This window comes from Mangrovibacter yixingensis (assembly GCF_020523985.1).
In the GTDB taxonomy this organism is placed as follows: domain Bacteria; phylum Pseudomonadota; class Gammaproteobacteria; order Enterobacterales; family Enterobacteriaceae; genus Mangrovibacter; species Mangrovibacter yixingensis.
Genome location: NZ_JAIVKM010000005.1, coordinates 92259 through 108961 on the forward strand (window position 1 = coordinate 92259; position 16703 = coordinate 108961).

The following is a 16703-nucleotide window of genomic DNA, read 5'->3' on the forward strand; positions in this document are numbered from 1 at the left end:
GTTTTAGCCCGTTTATTTACACAGTTCACTAATAATTTCAATCCATTACAATACTTCTGGCACCGTGTATCTGGCAGCGTTTTTTTAGCATCAGGCCAAACGAATATCCGGCTGACCGGGACTGATTTATTCCACACTAACACTACTTATCACTCACCGCTCAGGCCCTTCAGGACCAACTGGTTATTACCTGCTTCAATAATCCGTGATTTATCCGGGTGGAGTTCATCCCGGCTCAGCACAACTCGCCAGGTATTATCGCCCTGATCGGGCGAGATAAACATCCCCGCTACGGCCACATAGCGGGTGCTTTCATTCATTGGCATATTAACCATGGCAGTGCTTCCCGGTTGCAGTCGCACCTCTTTCTCTGCCAACAAATCAGCTTTAAGCACCTGACCGCCACCGGTGAACAGTGATGAATAGTCTGTGCGGTCAAACACTTTACGCTCCTTAAGCTGGTAGATGCGTACCACCGTGGACAAGGCCACACCACTGTCATTCGTATTCACTGCTTCACGGGCACGAATATCAAGGTGCAGGGTTTTAACCTGCTTATAAAAAACAGATTTGGTCACAGCAGCCGAACTCTCGGCCACTTTCTGCGTCACACCACAACCAGCCAGTAATATCGACAGACCTGCCGCCAGTACAAACTGAGGAACTTTACCCACGATAATCGCCATATTCGTCGCACTCCTTACGCTGCATACTCTCCTGAAGGCCCACATAACGCCCTAAATTAATGGTTACTCTTTTTGGCTGTTGTCCTGGTAGCGGGTGACGAAAACGCATCACTGCAGTACGGCCGAGTTGCCCAGCTCCGGTTTGGGGTTTACAGCTTATCACCGCCTGTGGAAGCAGATCACTGTTCACACACAGTTGCAACCGCACATCAAAGCGTGACCCCAGGTAAACATGCAGTAGCGCCATTAAATCCGCGTAAAGATCACCGCCCGGAAGCCAGCCCTGCACTTCCTCAAGGTTCGCTGTGCTGAGCTGCATCAGCACCTGGCTGTTCACATCCGTGGCATAGTTTCCCATCACCGGGCGGTTTACCAACGTAACGGGATGGCGGGTACTCAGGGTAAGAGGAGAACTGAGTCGCACACGTTTTTTGTCGTGGTGCCAAATTTTTGCTTGTGTACCCGGTGCCAGCAAGTTCACCAGAGAAGCCATACCTTCTGCAGTTCTTCCCGGCAGCAACATCACCGGTAATAGTGCCAGGAAGCGTGATAACGGCGCAGTTACACTTGCCATACAGCCATCGTTCCCCAGGCCGATAAGCCCCAAAAGGTACTGTGATGTTTTGTCTCTCCCGCCCGCTTCAAAGGTGGCCGGATAAGTGTATTTGCGCCATATACGGTAATACTGCGTAATCAGCCGGTGATTGAAGATATCGAGAAAGTCAGCTGTCGCGTCACAACCTTCCCGCTGCTGGGCAATGTCATTGATATACTGTGTTGGCAACGGTGACGTCACACCGTACAACCCCATAAAAGTAATGCGAACTGTTGCAGGTAAATGCGGCTGCTCCGCAGGTTCAAACGTTTTTATTTCTGAGGCAGGAAACCCCATTCCCGGATGAGGGCGAAAACGCACTGGTTCCTGGCGCACCTGCCAGGTACTGCCCATAACAGGGTTATCTGGCTGGCTTTGCTCCAGTAGCTGGCAAAGGCGGTAAAAATTAACTAAAGGTAACCTGTCACCGAGGCTGTTTATCAACCTGGCAGGCGCGGATTGTGATTCTCTTTCCACCGGATGCACTTTCCTTCTGGCTGAACGATGAGGGTAAGCTGGTTAAACTGATTCATATCGGAATAGAGTGCGAAGAAGCGGTTAAGCAACTCCCCAAATAAATGGATGTCCCCTTCCCCGGTAAAGCCGTTACTGTCGAGGGTCACTTCGATATCTATTCCGCGCAGAAGATAACCCTGCTCAAAACGCTGAAGGCGCTGATACGCAACATGCTGAATAGCTTCCAGGCGGCGGGTATTACATTCATCCTCCTGCCAGTTGTAGAGCGCCAGAGCACCACGCAACACCTCCGCGCTATTCATCATATTGAGAAAACCGGTTCCCAGATGGCTCATTACTCGCCAGTGAAACCGGTCTTCAACAGGGGGATAAACAGGCAGTGTAGGTTTGCACAGGTTGATGACCGGCAATGGCGTTTGAACCACCTGTTCACAACGTTCAAGCAGCGTGCTTTGCAGCGCCCGGCGCGGTAGCTGGCCATTGGTACCGGTGATTTGCAGCGATATTGTCTCATGCTCTATGTGCTGTTCGTCCTCCAACTGATGCCCACCAAGAATCAGCCAGGTGTCATACAACCCTGTCACGCTGCGTTTCACACGAGTATGGTAATAACGTGGTGGCGCGTGACGCCTCATCATTCCGCCTTTATGGCGAAAACTCGAAAATGGCACATACTCCACTTGGTTAGTTCGGTTTGAACCTGTCACTTTATCGACAGAATAGATCTCAGTATGCCCATCCTGCAGGCGTTTGGGGCGTAGCAGGTATTCTTGTTCCAGCCCAGAGACAGTGAGTGGGTCTGCTTCCAGTGTGAACAGATTAACCACCGGTACGCAATGGAGGCGAACATCCTCATTGGTGACGGGCAAATCTGCCGGCCAGAGGCTACTGAATACCACGTCGATATCAATATATTCGGTTCCCTCCGGCAGAGGCTGAGAGTCAAGCCCATGGAGATGGACAAACATAAACTTGTCGCGGAAAGCAAAATACTCCAGCAGTAACTGGTAACCACTGAATGCGGTATCTGTTTTCGGCAGCAGGCTGTCTTCTGCGCGAAAACCACCTGGCGAAAAATAGCCATCCAGTTCTTTACGTTCTTGTTGGCCGGACAAGCGCACATACATAGCAGCCTGGCGTTTTGTGAGCATCAGGTGCAATTGGCTGCTAACAGGCGCGTCTGCCCCCAAGTAAAGGCTTAGCTGGCTGAGATCGGCATTTGACCAGTCGGCCTGCTGGCTGCAGGTAAAACGCATGCGCAGTACAGAGCGGCCATCAGGCTCAGTTGCCATAGTCACCGCAGATATACTCAGAGGGTTGAGCATCATATCCCGGGTGGTGCGATAGCGGCAGACTGTATTCTTCGGCCCCACCGGGCGGGAATAAATTGCCAGCCCCGCAGGAACATTCTCTGCCATTTTCACGGTGTGCACATCTGGTGTGAAGGCCACAATGGCGAGAGAGGGAATGGTCCGCAAATAGTGAGGCCAGAGCATACTGACCAACCCTTCAGTCAGCTCTGGTAAATCATCATCAATCTTTTCACGCAAACGCCCCATTGAAAAAGCGAACCCCTCAAACAAGCGTTCAACATAAGGGTCCGGCGTACCTGCTTTATCTAAATCAAGCATGGCAGCTCTGTCGGGATGCGCTTGTGCAAATTCTTTTGCGGCTTCACGCAGGTAGCGCATTTCCGCTTCATAGTAGCGCAGGGTTAAATCATCCATAACAAACTGAATCCTGAAAATTAAGTGATTGCCCCTGAAACGGATAAATAATCCGCTGCCACAGGGGCAAAAATAAAAACCAATTAAAAAAGATGAGCATCAGGCCTTTTCAGGAAAACCCGAAATATCCACATGGTATTTTTTTACGTTATTATGTGCCACATACACCGTGATATTTTCCTCTTTAATATATGGTGAAGGGTCATAATAAAAGTTAGCACTGTTAAACAAAAACACTTTCCCGGACTGGGGGTCCAACCACTGACACACAATCCGCCAGGGCGAGCGACCATTAATTTGGATAGCCTCATTTAATTCCACACTCACAATCGTGGCTACCAATGGTTTACCATTTTGGATTAATCGCTGATGCCGTTTTCCACTGTTCATCAACCATAAACCAGCCCCCCCAATCAGCAGAAAGACCAGCGCAATACCACCGCAAATAAAAGCACCTAAATAAATCCCGACCGTGTCATTAATTTTGGCACTCGTCACATCATTCTGATTATAAATAACATCAATGGTATCCCCCATACGGTCACGATAATTGGAACGCCCGGTAGAGGACTCAAAAACAATACGTTTCCCGGTGTTATCGGTAAAGGTAACTTCAGGAAACCAGACTTCAGAAGATGAGTCAGCGTTATAGCTGTAGCGTAGATCGGTTATTTGTCCTTTGGCGTGAATGGCATCACGCTGAAATTGGTGATTAGAATAAGCAAGGTAGCCGGCAATTAAAAACAGAATCAGGCTTACAGAAAACATCAGGCCAAAAATTTTTTTCATCTTACTTCCTTTTTACGTTATGACAAAACATCACAATACAGTCGGCGGTATTTCCTCACCACCAGGCTTAGAACCTATCCCAGTAGAGGTTATTGTTGCAGTGATTTTGGCCGCGGACAGCGCGCAAATATCGCAGCGTACACGGAGTACGTAGGGATGCTGAGCACTGTCCTGGGCCGAAATAGCAAATAAAATAGCCTCATGGGATAGCGTTTAATTTCTCCAGAAGAGAGACAATGCGTTTATTACTAACGCGCTGCCTTACAAAATCACACAGTAACCTCCTTTGTAAGCAAATACGCAGGGTGATATTCCGGGGCGAAACTCGTTTTCTTAAGCACATCAGTGAAGATAACCAGTCTGGTGCCTTAGTCTACAATCATGGTGCTACCACTATCATGAATGCTCGGTGAGGATGACGCACCCTCAGTAATAAACAGGGTCTCCGGCAACCGGAAGCCACGCAGTTTCAGCAGCACCAGCGGGCCCTCTCCGGCTTCGGTACGCAGGGTATAGTTCAGCGCCCGCCCGTCCTGAGCCTGCCAGCTCAGGCTGTAGCTGCTGCCAACACCCGGGTACGCACTCACCGTTGCCTTATCCAGCAGGCGTATCCAGCCCCAGGCGCCGGGGATATCCGCATACAGCCGGGTTCCGGCTGTGGTGCTCATCCAGCTTAAACGGGCACCGGCAGCCTCTGTATCCGCAGGCCAGGCAAAACGTTTCCAGGCAGGCATCTGGTTCATATAAATCAGTGCCTGGTTGTCGATAACCATGTCGGTTTGCATCACGCCACCTGCCGTGCCCGGGCGCAGCTCAAAATGCATACCGGCCGCCCCCTCTGTAAAGGCCACATCCGCAATATGGCTCAGGGTATTGATGGCCCGGATAAACTCCGGGTTGAAAACCAGCCCCTGTGAATGGGTGCTGTCTGGCACCCACTGGCTTCCCTCGCGGTTCAGCACCCCCTGCAGGCGGGTTTGCAGAAACTGAGTGATACGCCCGGAATCGGCATTCAGGTATTTTGCCAGCAACGGCAGTGACACATCGCTGCCGGTGTTGTTGAACGGATAGCGGCCGCCAAAAGCGCGGTTCCATTCACTGACCACCGCCTGCTGCCACTGTGCATTGAGGCTGCCTGCCGCAGGTGCCAGTACCTGTTGCCAGGCCTGCTCCATCGGGCTGACAAACAGGGTTTCCCCCAACCCACGCCACTCCTGCCCCAGGCCTGCAGCGAGCAGGCTGCCGTAGTCGCGGGTTTGGGTGAGGTCCACGGTTTTGCCCTGAAAAACAGTCTGCGCAAGGCTCTGAGCCATGGCCTGCGGGTCGGCCGCATGAGTCACCTGTTGCAGGCGCAGGCGCACCTGGGTCACCCGGGTCAGGTACGCCTGCAGGCTGTGTTCCTGCTGCCCGGTGCGGGGGGTATCCGTCAGCGCCAGTAACGGGCCGAAGGTGTTGTCCAGCGGGCCGGTAACCCCTGTGCTCTGGTCAATAACCCCCTGGCTGCCACTACCCAGCAGGTTTCTGGCGGATTTCACCAGAGAATCAGAGATGGCTTCCCGGGCCTGCCCGGTGCGGCCCTGTACGTTCAGGGTGTTCATCAGGGCGACCAGCGGCGACTGGCGCACATCCGCCATCAGCGTTAACTGGTCAATGGCATCTGAAAGCGTGGCTGCACGGTGTAGTCGCAGGCTGTTAAGAAAGGCCAGCCACGCACCGCTGAAATCTGCAAAATAGCGGTCCGTGAGCTGTTGTTTCAGTGCTTCAGGCGTAATGGCATCCTGTAACGGCACGGACTGCTGGCTGTCTGTCAGCACCCAGTCAAGTTCATCCCGGCGTGCTGACACCACACTTTCAATCGCGGGCTGTACTGCCTGCTCCCAGGCCTGGCGGGTGAACACGCCCGGTACGGTTTCGCCGGTGGTGAACAGCCGGGACACATCCGTATTGCCGGTCATGTCTTCCAGGTGCATATCAGCGTACAGGTGCGCCACCTGCGCCAGCATATTCTGGTACAGGGTGGCTTCGCTGTTGCGTTGCCCCATCAGGCGAATAAGCAGGGCGCGCACCTGCCTGACCAGCTGTTTATCCTCTGGCAACGCCCCTTCCGGGTGGGTGGCGAGTTGTGCGCCATAAAACGACAACAGTGACGGTGCCAGGCCCTGCCAGGCACCGTCTTTAACGCCATCACGCACCGGCCAGCCCTGCAACAGGGTGCGCGCAAACCAGTCTGCATCCATATGTTGCGGGCGGGCCAGCATCAGGTAGAGTTTCAGCTGGTCCCAGGTGGCCTCTGCCTGCTGTTCACGCATCGGGCTGCCGGGTGGCAGAGCCGTAAAAGCCTGAAGCTGCGAGCGCAGGTGTTCTGCCGCAGCATCACGCAGCAGTGCGTGCGCCCCGGCCTGGTAATGGGGCATCAGCGCGGCCAGCAGGGCCTCATTCTGGCTGAGTCCGGCGCGTGTATACCAGGGGGCACCCTGTGCAGCCCGGTACTGTAAACGGGCCAGTGTTTTCTGCAATTCAGCCAGGGCCTGCAGGCGGGCAGCCAGCGGCTGGTTTTGTTGTGCGCCCGCAACCACCCGTTCACGGGCACCGGTAATATGGCTGTGGTTACTGGCATACGCCGCACATATCCATGCCACCGATGCCAGCAACAGTACGAATGCCATGGGGGATAACACTTTTTGCCAGGGTATACCTGACTTCCGGGGGCGCAACAACGGCGGTAATACCCGGACATGTGCCGGTAACACCTCCCAGCTTTTGTCCATAACCCAGTGGTGTTGTCCGGATGGCTGCGTTGTGGAGAAGGGCTGGCTGAAGACCACTCCGGCCAGGGGGAACGGGCGGTAAGGGCCTGTCATTGCCGACAGTGGCCCGGTGATACTGGCAGGCTGGCGTGTCAGCTGGTCGGCCAGCGCCAGCAGAAAGGGGTGCGGCATCCGGCAACATACCTGCTGCACGCCCCGGGAAACCAGTTCCGGCACCATGGCTGCCAGTGCCTGCGCCAGGGTGTCCGCATCACACCCGGCAGGCAGCAGGCAACCCGTGGCCTGCACGGTGCGGCCCGCTGGCTTCCCGGCCCGCGGGTGCAGCGACCAGGCATACACCGGCAGTTGCCAGCCCGACACCGCCAGGCGTTCACGCAGGGCATGCACCAGCGCGTTCATGTCACTGCCAGAAGGTAGCGGGTGCGGGGGGGCCGGGTTGATCGTGGCAAGCTGGTCGAAAGCGGAAGTCACCCACACCAGGCCATCTGCCGGGCGGTAACGCAACTTACCCAGTGCCGCCAGCCAGGCGTTATCGGCAGGCTCAGCCGGGTCACCGCCCCACAACAGCAGTGTACCGCCGTCTTCCAGCCAGAATTCATGGGTGAGGCCCGGTGCCAGTTGCTCCACATCAGCAACCGTCCCGGTTACCAGCAGGATACGGATTTTATGCTGCCAGAAACGGCCGTGGAGGTTGTGAAGATACTGCCGCAGCGCGAAAAATGCAGGGTGTGTAGTTTTTCGCGTGTTAGTGATCACATTAACCTGATTAGCATGAGTATTATCAGGATGGTATATTCGCTGTTCTTTTTTGAATTTGTGTTTCAACCAGAAGGGTGAAACGGCCACCACCAGTAACAAAGCTGAAAATACACTTCCCCAAATAATCCAGGCTATGTGAACTTGAGCTCCATTAGCAATAACCCGATCCTGGTTCAGAAACAGCAACAGTGCACTAATCCCCGCAAGCCCGACGATAAGAATAAGGTATCCGGTTATACTATAATGAGTTGCAGTTCCCGGTGAGGTTTTTCCTGTTGTCATGAAAATAGCCCCCGTGTAATCAGGCAAAGTGAATAACCGCTTTCTTTTTGTCCGGAAATAAGCAGTTGTATTTCTTCTGTATGTATGGCTGCATCCACCATGAGTGCGACAGACAAGGAGAATGACAAAGGGCCTGGTGGGCCAAAAGAATGATCAATTAAATGGCATGGTTGCTTATGAGGTAATTGCCACCGTTGTTCACTGGCATGCTGGATAACAGTTATTCGGTCTTCACTATTTAGCCCAGTCAACCATATATGATGCAATTCAACAGGTGGTACCAAAACATATTCAGAAAATATATTCAGTGCGTTACTAAGGTCATCAGAAGACAGCACCCTGCCCAACCCAGCCTGAACAGGTAGCGCATATTGCGATACCTGTTCAGCAGGTGAAATTAACTGAGCAGTAATAAACTCGCTATATTTTGTGTTATTTGCACTTTGCCAATCCTGAAGACAAATAACAAGCGTTGTTTTGCCATCATCAGTATCAGACAGGGCTTCATCTATTGAGGTAATATACTCAGGATACAAATCCCATTGAGCATAAATAGCCATACTCACCTGTGTCTTCTGTTTTGGCTCCGCTAACATTATTTTTACGGTATACAGAAAATGGCGGTAACCTAGGCATTGTTTTTCCATCTGTTCATCAACATATTGAAAGCAGTGATGTAAGTAAGGAAGACGAGTGTGTAATGGCCGTGTTTTTTGAGGATAAGCAGGTATTTTTGCATAATCGCCCAGAAGCGCTTGTACACCATTTTCCTCAGCAGTCAGCACAACATTTCCCACAATGCACCACTGCCGCATACACCAATGACGCCAGTGCAATTTTGTTTGCTCAGACTCTTTATTCCATAACAACATGTTGTTAACTGATTGCTGATAACGGAGCCAGATATACCCACACACGGAACTCCACACAAAGAAAGCAGGCAATATACCGTAAAGAAAAATGTGCCCATAGCTTGTCACTTCCCCAAAAAAGAGACTTCCCCCGCCCCCCAGAGTTAGCATTACAAGAAGAATCACACTCAGTTTTTTATTATCAGGCCGAGGGAGTGGTCGTATTTCAGGTATATCAGGAATAGGCCATAACATAATTATGGCCCGATAGTATTTTCAACAAAAGAGCTGATAACACGGCAACCGCATTCACAAAGACAACCATCTACTGCAACGGGAATACCTTCTTCAGTAACACCTGGATCACCTTCAATAATTCGGTTGGTGCCATGAAATGGTATCGGGCAGGAAACCAGGTCGCCAACCAATGCAACCTGAATACCATCAATATACATTGTAGAGGATGCCGAAATAACTTTTCCACCATGTGTGGTTGAGTCACCCAAACAGACTAATGCTGCCATATAAATCTCCTTCAATTATAAAACAATCCATTTCACTATTTATTAGTGCACTCAAAGAAAAAACCACAATAATAAATTACTCATACATCTGACATACTTTCTTTGAGAGGTCTGACTGGTGTGGCCTACCACCCAAATGCACCGGGGCGCAGTCTCAGTGTGCCGGTGATTTGTTCCCAGACACTGACTGCCTCATTTTCTGATAACGCGTTATCTTCCGACAGGCTGCGCTGTAAAAAACTGATATACATCTTGGGATTGTTTTCTCCCGGAGTGGTCTCATTCGCCTGGAGAATAAAGCGTAACACCTCATCATTTTCATCTACTTTCCCGGCAACCAGCCATTCTTCTGTGTAAATCCTATTTATTTCCCTTCGTCCTTTCCGGAGGGTTTTCCCCGCCGAAGCTTTTATTGCTTTATTCATTTCAAGAACACGACTGAGTAAGGCACTATCTGATTTTGTAAAACTATCCGTATCTAAATTAAGCTTAATCGCCTTATACTTTTGAGAGGTATAAATCACATTAATACTTTCTTTGTTTCTAAATGAACCGTCAGCAATAAAAATATCCGGCAGGCAAAAACCGGCCTGATACGGTATTCCCGTTTCTGTCTTTCCGGAAATACGCTTTAATAAAGCAGTCAGTTCGGCCATTTTGTCCTGAATCGTATTCTGATACAGCTCTGGGTATTCATTCCGCCGTTCAGTGTAGCGTTCCGCAGAACCATTATCTGCGTTGAGCTCAATTTCCACCGCCACACCATTAGTATACAGATGAGCTTCCAGTATTCTGCCCACGTCAGGCTCTGAATTATTTACATTTCTTTCAAATATTACCCCCTCCATACCTGCCGGCAGTGCATGTACCGCTTTCAGAAAAGGCATATCCAGCGGGTTGACTGTTTTGGTGCGCTTTAATTCCATTTCCCGCCGCCGGATTTTCTGCTCAAATGCCGGGCGGTAGAGCCGCTTTGTGGTAACCGGCGCCTTATTGATAAAAGCCAGCACATTGTCGCTTTTTACAGAAAAAGAGGCCGGCATGTCTATCAGGTAACGCCCCACACACCGGGTGGTGGTTTCTTCCATAAAAGTATTCACTGTGTTTTCCTCCTGCGCTGTTAACCTGATTTTGGGTGGGTAGCTGTTAAACAGGTAATAACCGGTGCAGGCCACAACCAGTACCGCCACTACCCAGGGTAATTTTTTTATTTTCATTGATAAGCCAGTGCCGTCTGTTGTATATCCTGGATGATTTTTACCAGTGCCCGCAGGGTAAACTGCTGCGTCTGTTTATGCTTATAAGCGGGTTCATGCCCAACCGAAACCTGGTAACTTGCCCGTAAATAATGTGCGGCTATACGCCCGGAGCGCACCGGCACTGTGCCATCACCGGCCTCTCCCGGGGGCAGCAGCCGCCAGGACTGGTAGATCCCCTGAGCCCACCCCTCCCCGGCAAGAGGTGCAGATACCGTACGCCTGGTTGACTTCTCGGTTTTATCAAGTGGGCGCCCATTCTCTATATTTCTGCTGCGCCCCTGATTCACCCACTGTTCAATAAGCGGGGTTTTTGATTGCCAGCAAACATCGCCATAAGATAGAAATGATTTATCGGCACTATAAAATGCATATGAGTTATTGTGATACCGCCCTGATAGTCCTTCTATAAACGGCATAACTGTCCGTTCTATTATTTTGGTAAAGACAGCCCAGTCTTCATTTGTATTTTTCCGATACTTGCTATTTTCCGGATTGATAAAATGCTCATCACATAACCCCCACCATTTATTTCTTTGCAGATAAATTTCACGGTAAGGGTCTTCTTTAGGAAAAAAAAGGACGTCTTTACCATCCATTATTTTTAACCAGCGCATACCATAATCCCGCCCTGGCAGTAACTGTAACGGGCCGGGTGCCTGAGCTAATACCGCCGTCATGGCTTCGGCATCTCCCCCCAGTACCTGGGAGGCCACCCACCCGTCCACCCTGCCGGCCGGGTATTCAGTGCCTGCTTTCATCCTGCGGTAGGTGGCGGCGGCACCCAGTGCGGGCATAACCCCATGCACCACGCCCAGCACATGTTCTTCTCCCCCCATGTTTTGGGTATAGTGGCGCGCAACCAGCCCCCCCATGGAGTGGGTTACCAGGATCACTTTTTCACATTTTCTGCCTTTGCTCTGGTAGAACTCCGTTATCTCTTTTATTTTTTTGCCTAACTGATTCGCTGAATCAGCATTGGACTTTAACCAGTTGTACCCCATGGCATAAACCGGGTAGAGATAGCGATACGTTAACTCTACCTCCTCTTTTCCCAGGGAAATTTCGCCCGTTTCCATGGGTTGTACACTATTAAGTAATTTCCCGCGCTCGCTGTTCTCCATGGGGCCAAAATCATTCAGTGCATCCTGCAACCAACAAAGAAAAGGGGCATAACTGGTGTATGCCACACTCCCCCAGCCACGCTCTTTACGCGTTAGCAGCAGAAATGGTTCCGCTTTTTCATCGACCTTTCCACTGTCATCCACTTCAGTAGTTAATGGCGACAGTTTTTCTTTTCTTACTTTAGCCTCCTCTCCAAACCAAGTGAGCGCAATATTCCATGTACTGTCTAAATTCCAAATCTGTTCACCATCACCCTGATTATTTTTAAGATTACTGCCCATCACACCTGGAATAAAAATTATTGGTATTACCCGCTCCGGGTAGACAACACATTGCTGAACAAGCTTTCCACCTTTGGGTTGGCTGAATAATTTATAATGGGCATTCCCGGCGCCATCATATTCTGGGTATATATTTACAATATTGTCAGCCTGTTTCATTCTTCGTCCTCTTTACTCAGGATAAGTTCCATACTCCCGGCCACATTAAAATTTTGCATAGGGGCATTGCCATTTACGGATGTTTTTCCAACACTACTTCCCATATCACTACTAACTGTTGCCTTGCGATTCACTACTGCGTCGCCCGTTCCTTCCCACACCAATAAGGGCTGTAATTTAAAATTGCCTTGTTGATACTGGTTAAACATTTGGCTGGCACTTTGCCCACTGAATTTTTGCCAGACGGCTCCACGCTCGATAATTTTATCCGGCGCGGAACATTCCACCGTTCCATCTGCAATACGGATATACCCGCCACCACTGGTCAGAATAATTTCCTGTTTCGCGCTGATGATTATTTTCCCTTCGCTGCTGCTCACCCGCACATCCTTCAGTGCATCCAGCGTCATTTCATCGCCCTGTGCCTGAATTTCCACTTTGCCTTTACTGGAAAATAATTTTATTCCCAGCTTTTGGGCATACAGGCTGATTCGCTCACCGGCAGCCACTGTCATTTTTTTGAGAATACTAAAATCAGTACTGCCGCCACTGACTGCCGTGATATTTTCTCCGGCAGATAATTGCAATGTTTTTGGCGTTACCTGTGCTATCCCGTCTGGTGCAGACAATAACAACGCTGCATTTTTAAGCTCTGCCAGCGTCTCGTTCAGTAACTGTTTTTGTGTTTGTAAATCTGCCAGTTCTGCTCTTGCTGCCTGCGCTGCACTGTTTAATGACTCCACCAGGTCCTGCGCTTTTTGTAGCTGGCTCAGCGCTGCGGACATCTCCAGCATCATTCCACTGGCCGATGGCTGCTTATCTGCCGTAATAAACACCCCGGCGCCGCCACGGATGGCAACATGCCGGTCGGTACGCAACTCCGCCCCTTCGCCACGCAGTTTTCTTTTAGCATTCACATTGTGGCCCAGGTTCAGCTGGGTCTTGCCGCCGTATTCAGTACTGAGTTTGACGTGTTCTGCCCCGCGCTTGTCTTCCATGCGCAGCTTATTCCGCCCAGCAGTTCTCACCACATTGCGGGTGCTGTTCAGTTCTGTAACCGGGTCAATATGGCGGGAATCATGCAGGGCGTGAGCGATGTACGGGCGGTCCGGGTCGCCTTCATGGAAGGCTATTGCCACTTCGGTGCCCTGAACCAGCGGGAAATGGAAACCATATTTGTGCCCGCCATAAGGTTTGGCCAGGCGCACCGGCATACTTTCCATACCTTTGCGTTTGTCGTCGCGGTCGGCATCAAACTTTACCCGGTACAGGCCCGAGGCATCCTGCCAGGCGTAGATATCGTCTGGTTTGGCGCTGGTCACCCGCGCCATCAGAGTGCCACTGACAACCGGGCGTGGCCTGGCCGCCGGGCGCCAGCAGCGGTTTTCAAAAAAAGGCATGGCCGACCATGCCACCTGCAGGGCATTCTGGCGGCTGGCAGTGTAAACTGCGCGGGTAATCACCACGCCGTTTTCTGTTTCCCTGGGCAGTGTGGGTGGAATGGCCGCCTCAGTGATAACCAGAACTTGCGCCGGGCCGAGACTGTGGTCGGTGCTGCTGCCCGTTACCCGGGTCTGGTCCGATAAAAAGCGTTCGTGCTCCAGGCGCGCCCAGAAGTGGCCGGTTTCAGGCTCCGGGTTAATGTTATCTCCGCGCGCCTGGTGCCGTGGCCGGTGGTGGTAGACATCCCCCCAGGTGACACCCTCGCCATCACCCCGGGTCATGTCGGCGGGCTCAGAGAGCAATACCCGTTGTGCTTCACGGTGGTTGTAGTCACCAGCGGTGACCGAGCGCACCGCCACATTCTGCGTAACCTGGACATCCCATACCGAGTCAGCGCCGTTATCGTTAGCGCCGGACGGGCTGTTTAATGGCAGTTTTTTCCCGAATGACCAGGCGCTCTGCCTGTCGGCAAAGTGCACCACTTCGGTTTGTGTTTCCGGGTGCAGGCTGAAGAAATAAAAAATCCCCAGTTCAGCCAGCAGGCGCTCAATAAACGCCAGGTCATTTTCCTGGTACTGGTTAATCTGTTCACGTTTTGGGTAGTCGTGGCTGAGGATAAACTCATACTCCCAGCCATTCAGGTTGTGCTCCCGCAGGACTTCAGCCACCACTTCCGGCACCGATTTATTGACGAAAAAGCGGTGAGTACGGAACTGGTTAGCCAGCAGTGCGATAAAGGGCTCCAGTACAATGCTGTACTTCGCTTCATCTGCAGAGCCGCCGGTACGGGTGAAATGCGTGATAACCCCGTGTACCACTTTACGGTCCGCCAGGGAAAGCAGGTTGCCTGCGCCCATCGTAAGCGTTGCGGGTTTGGCCAGAAGCTGGCTGGCATCAATGTTTTTGTTTGTACTGGTAAACCTGATGGTGTAGCGGTAAAGCGCACTCATCGCCTCTTCGCCACGGAAATCTTCCACATCAATGTCGGCGCTGCAGGAAGGAATCGCGAGGCGGTAGCGGTTCAGGGTGTTGCGGGTGAAGGTGTTGCGCATCCCTGTCAGATTCATGGTGTTAACTCCCTTTATATCAGTAAGGCGGCTCTTGATGCGGGCCGCTACCCAGCCGCCGGGTAAGTAACATGGCGCGGGCATCTGTACGTTTCATTTACGTGGCGGGCCTGCAGGCACGCTACCGCCCGTTGCTTTCCCCTTCACTGGGAGCCAAAGCACATCAGGCGTGGTTTCCGGTTTATGTGCCGCACATGGCAGCTGTTGGGTAGTACGTTATGCAGCCGTATTTGTGTTTGAACCCGGAACCTGGCAGGCGTTAGCCCCGGGTAACAGCGTGATTTCAACCCGGCGGTTGCGTGCCCGCCCTTCCGGTGTGGCGTTCGGTGCTACAGGGCGGCTTTCACCATAGCCCTGCACGGCAAAGCAGCTTTCCGGCACCCCGCCGGTATCGCGCATCCAGTCACGTACTGCTTCGGCACGCTTGAGCGAGAGCAACTGGTTATGCGCCGGATTGCCGGTGTTATCTGTGTGCCCGGCAATAACAACCAACCCGCCAGGTCTTTCCCGGATAGCAACCAGCGCACTCTCCAGCACAGAAGAGGAGCCAGGCTTGAGTGTGTATTTCCCGGAATCGAACAGCGACAGGCTGTCCAGGTTGAGGGTCTCTGGAACCGGAATAGTGGTTGTGGCAACAGGGAGAGGTAATGGCGGTGGAGCCTGGCTGATAAGCGCCGCTTCCAGTAGCGGTAACAGGCGCTCGCCTTGATAAAGACCCAGGCTATAACGCTGTGGCACACCCAGGCGTTGCCAGGTGCCCAGCTGAGTAGCATCGGCCTGCAGGCGTTGCTGTGTGTGTAACCTGGGTTCACCCCATTCACCAGAAGTGCGTTGGTACAGCGCGAGGTGGTCCCCAATGTTACGGATAAGCTGCTGGTTGTTCACCCAGGATGCCAGCATCGCCAGGGCAAGAAAAGCGCCGCCCAGGAACCCGGCATAACGCCAGAAAACCCACTGCGGCTTAATACCGGAACCGTGTGGTAACTCAGGTAAAAATAAGTCTGGTAAAGGTAATGAAGCTTCCGTTGCGGTGGCATCCGGTGGCAGTGCGGTGTATGAAGCGATGTGTTGCTGCCACAAATTACCCTGCTCACCTTTCACTGGTGCCAGGCAAACACCTTGCTGGCAGAATTCCAGTGCGGGTAAATCCCCGGCTGGCACCGACAATACCGGCTGGATAGTACGTTCGTGCCAGGCCAGCAGGCTGCCCAGCCACAGCGCCATGCTCACGCATGGCAGGCGTGAACGGCCGTGTGCATCATTCACCCACTGAGATAACGGCAGGTTCACCTGGCCGGGCTGGTGCACCTGCATTTCCGGATGGCGGCTGAGGGCTGAAAACCAGACTGGCTCTGCCCCCGTACCAGCCACTGGCGGCGATACCCAGGTTACGCCCCATAAAGGAAGTGCACAGCCCAGAGTTAAATGGCACTGCCCCACAGCGCGCTGCCACCCGCGCAGGCGGTGGGTGAAATCACCTTCGCATACATGCTGTTCTGGAAACGTTGCCAGCAAAATAGAGAGTTGTGGTACCAGTGCAGGGCGGTACTGATTGAGGAGTTGTACCAACAATGGTAATTGTGGCGCATCCTCCACACGCAAATACCAGCCGTGGCAGGTTTCACGCTGCCAGGAATCAGGGGCGAACAAGGCCGTATTATCGCCACAAACCAGAATGACAGCGCCCTGGTAGTCTTCCGGCGGTAAGTGTTCCTGCCTGGTGCCCTGAACCCTGGTTGCCAGTAGCCGGTGTTTTCCTGCCTGGCGCCAGACCATGGTGCCACACACCAGTACAACCAACAGGCTGAACACAGATTTGCTGGCTACGGCAAGCGGCCAAAAACCCAGAATAAGCCACAATGCAAACACGGCACCCAGTGCGGTTAACAGCCGCGGGTAAAAATCACGCATCGT

12 protein-coding genes are annotated in these 16703 nt (G+C 52.3%); 1 reads left to right on the top strand and 11 read right to left on the bottom strand.

Translation table 11 applies throughout. The annotated features are described in order from the left end of the window. Positions 1 to 149 precede the first annotated feature (149 nt). The 10 genes from tssJ to LC084_RS16510 all read right to left on the bottom strand — a co-directional run bounded on the left by tssJ (position 150) and on the right by LC084_RS16510 (position 14789). Positions 150 to 686 carry a type VI secretion system lipoprotein TssJ gene (gene tssJ / locus LC084_RS16465; RefSeq protein WP_226572260.1) on the bottom strand — a complete coding sequence of 179 codons (537 nt, stop codon included), beginning with the start codon at positions 684 to 686 and terminating at the stop codon, positions 150 to 152. After that, complete coding sequence (gene tssG / locus LC084_RS16470) at positions 667 to 1758, bottom strand: type VI secretion system baseplate subunit TssG (protein WP_226572261.1); 1092 nt, start codon at positions 1756 to 1758, stop codon at positions 667 to 669. The genes tssJ and tssG overlap by 20 nt, the downstream gene beginning before the upstream one ends. After that, complete coding sequence (gene tssF / locus LC084_RS16475) at positions 1722 to 3485, bottom strand: type VI secretion system baseplate subunit TssF (protein WP_226572262.1); 1764 nt, start codon at positions 3483 to 3485, stop codon at positions 1722 to 1724. The genes tssG and tssF overlap by 37 nt, the downstream gene beginning before the upstream one ends. Before the next feature lie 99 nt (positions 3486 to 3584). After that, complete coding sequence (locus LC084_RS16480) at positions 3585 to 4274, bottom strand: DUF3592 domain-containing protein (RefSeq protein WP_226572263.1); 690 nt, start codon at positions 4272 to 4274, stop codon at positions 3585 to 3587. A gap of 368 nt (positions 4275 to 4642) precedes the next feature. Beyond that, on the bottom strand, positions 4643 to 8083 hold the full coding sequence (locus LC084_RS16485; RefSeq protein WP_226572264.1) for an ImcF-related family protein: 3441 nt from the start codon (positions 8081 to 8083) through the stop codon (positions 4643 to 4645). After that, a complete protein-coding gene (locus tag LC084_RS16490; protein WP_226572265.1) occupies positions 8080 to 8880 on the bottom strand; it encodes a hypothetical protein in 801 nt (266 codons plus the stop codon). Before LC084_RS16490 ends, LC084_RS16485 begins: the two co-directional genes overlap by 4 nt. Positions 8881 to 9191: 311 nt before the next feature. Then, on the bottom strand, positions 9192 to 9458 hold the full coding sequence (locus tag LC084_RS16495; RefSeq protein WP_226572266.1) for a PAAR domain-containing protein: 267 nt from the start codon (positions 9456 to 9458) through the stop codon (positions 9192 to 9194). Positions 9459 to 9583: 125 nt separating this feature from the next. Continuing rightward, a complete protein-coding gene (locus tag LC084_RS16500) occupies positions 9584 to 10558 on the bottom strand; it encodes a T6SS immunity protein Tli4 family protein (protein ID WP_226572267.1) in 975 nt (324 codons plus the stop codon). Positions 10559 to 10671: 113 nt separating this feature from the next. Then, complete coding sequence (locus LC084_RS16505) at positions 10672 to 12279, bottom strand: PGAP1-like alpha/beta domain-containing protein (protein ID WP_226572268.1); 1608 nt, start codon at positions 12277 to 12279, stop codon at positions 10672 to 10674. Further along, a complete protein-coding gene (locus LC084_RS16510; protein WP_226572269.1) occupies positions 12276 to 14789 on the bottom strand; it encodes a type VI secretion system Vgr family protein in 2514 nt (837 codons plus the stop codon). Before LC084_RS16510 ends, LC084_RS16505 begins: the two co-directional genes overlap by 4 nt. A 71-nt stretch (positions 14790 to 14860) precedes the next feature. Between LC084_RS16510 and LC084_RS16515 the strand changes: the two genes are divergently transcribed. Continuing rightward, positions 14861 to 15001 (top strand): hypothetical protein, encoded by a 141-nt coding sequence (locus LC084_RS16515; RefSeq protein WP_226572270.1) that lies wholly within the window; start codon positions 14861 to 14863, stop codon positions 14999 to 15001. Positions 15002 to 15005: 4 nt separating this feature from the next. On the opposite strand, the gene LC084_RS16520 is transcribed toward LC084_RS16515, so the two are convergent. Beyond that, positions 15006 to 16700, bottom strand: coding sequence for an OmpA family protein (locus LC084_RS16520; RefSeq protein ID WP_226572271.1), 1695 nt, complete (start codon positions 16698 to 16700; stop codon positions 15006 to 15008). Positions 16701 to 16703: the final 3 nt, after the last annotated feature.